The following is a 1485-nucleotide window of genomic DNA, read 5'->3' as shown; positions in this document are numbered from 1 at the left end:
TAACCGAAAGTTTAGGGCCAGTAGGTGGGGCGGCGATGTTGTATTCGCTAAGTTCAATCTTTTTATTGATTGTGGTGGGCATCCCAAAGTTGTCTTACTTTTCTCCGAAGTATCTGATAGTTGGCGGCGCAATGTTTGTTTGCTATGAGATCTTTCTTGCGCTTGCTCTTGGGTATTCGAATTCGCGAGCTCAAGCGATTGAGGTATCTATCGTCAACTATTTATGGCCCGCACTGACGGTGTTGTTTGCAGTGTTGGGTAGCAACAAAAAGCCAAATTGGCTGTTGTATCCAGCAGTAACCCTCGCGTTTATTGGTGTGGCTTGGACGGTGAGCGGCGATAACGGTTTATCCCCGACACAAATCATCTCGAACGTAAGCAGCAATCCGCTGGTGTACTTCATGGCGTTCACTGGCGCGGTGATTTGGGCGGTTTATTGTAATCTCACACAGCGACAGCAATCGAAGCACAATGCGATCACGTTGTTTTTTATCGCAACGGCGGTTTCGCTTTGGGTGAAGTACGCATTTGCGGATGAGCCTACAATGACGTTCTCATGGTCAGCTCTTGGATATCTGTTCGCATCGGCAGCGTTGATGGCGGGTGGTTATGGCTTATGGAACATCGCCATTGTTGGCGGGAACATGGTCTTTTTGGCGACTTTGTCTTACTTCACGCCGATTTTCTCTGCGCTGTTTTCGTCGCTTATCCTTGGTGTGACGTTGAGCAACGGTTTCTGGCAAGGCGTTATTATGGTGACGGTTGGGTCACTCTTGTGTTGGTTGGTAACAAAAGAGAAGCGAGAAGCTGCTGGTTAAACCCACATTATCTGAGTGATTAATGACTGGTTTGTGGCTTCTCCGGTTCTTGTCGGTGTTGATGGAGGCCTGCTTGAGCCGTCATCGTGTTATCGACAGGTCACCAATCATTTTCTTAGAGTAAGCATCAGTCACCAAGCTGAGATAGGTGTGGGAAGGTAAGTCGCATCATGAGATGCGATGTCTAACTTAGGCTTCGTTCCAGTTTGGTTCTTCTAACGCTGGCCAGAGCATCAAATCATCAATACCAACGTCCTTAAAGCCTATCTTTGAGTAATAGCTTTTAAGCGCTTCTACGCTTTCCTCTGAGCGATCTTCTAAAGGAAGCGCCTTTAGACCGATGATGTCGTAAATCGATGTAAAGCGTTCAATAAAGTCCTCAATTAAGGCTTTGGAATACTTATTTCCTCGATGCTCTTTCTTTACCTTTAGTTCGTGAATCACTATGAGGCGATCTGGTTCTGGGCAGATTCCCCAACGCATTGTTTCGTTACGTTTTGCGATGCTTTCTTTTAGCAAGTAATCATCATCAAGAATTTGGATAAAGTGGGCAATGCTGGCGTTAATGTTCAATAATTTATGACAGCTGATAGTACTCGAGGCTCTGGATAAATCTACGATGTAAAAGTCACACGTAGCGACTTCGGTCTCTTCTCCTTGGTCGACA

Annotated in this window: 2 protein-coding genes; one reads left to right on the top strand and one right to left on the bottom strand. The window is 46.0% G+C overall.

What is annotated here, in order from left to right:
• Nucleotides 1–818 (top strand): aromatic amino acid DMT transporter YddG (yddG, locus tag R7070_RS25035; protein ID WP_318141375.1); only part of this gene is annotated, 818 nt, incomplete at its 5' end.
• 189 nt (nt 819–1007) lie between these two features.
• Here yddG and R7070_RS25030 read toward each other — a convergent pair.
• Nucleotides 1008–1485, bottom strand: a 478-nt coding sequence (locus tag R7070_RS25030; protein ID WP_318141374.1) for a hypothetical protein, incomplete at its 5' end; no start/stop codon positions are given.

It is taken from the genome of Vibrio sp. 1557 (genome assembly GCF_033340175.1).
Classification (GTDB): domain Bacteria; phylum Pseudomonadota; class Gammaproteobacteria; order Enterobacterales; family Vibrionaceae; genus Vibrio; species Vibrio alginolyticus.
This window is presented reverse-complemented; position numbering and strand designations above follow the sequence as displayed.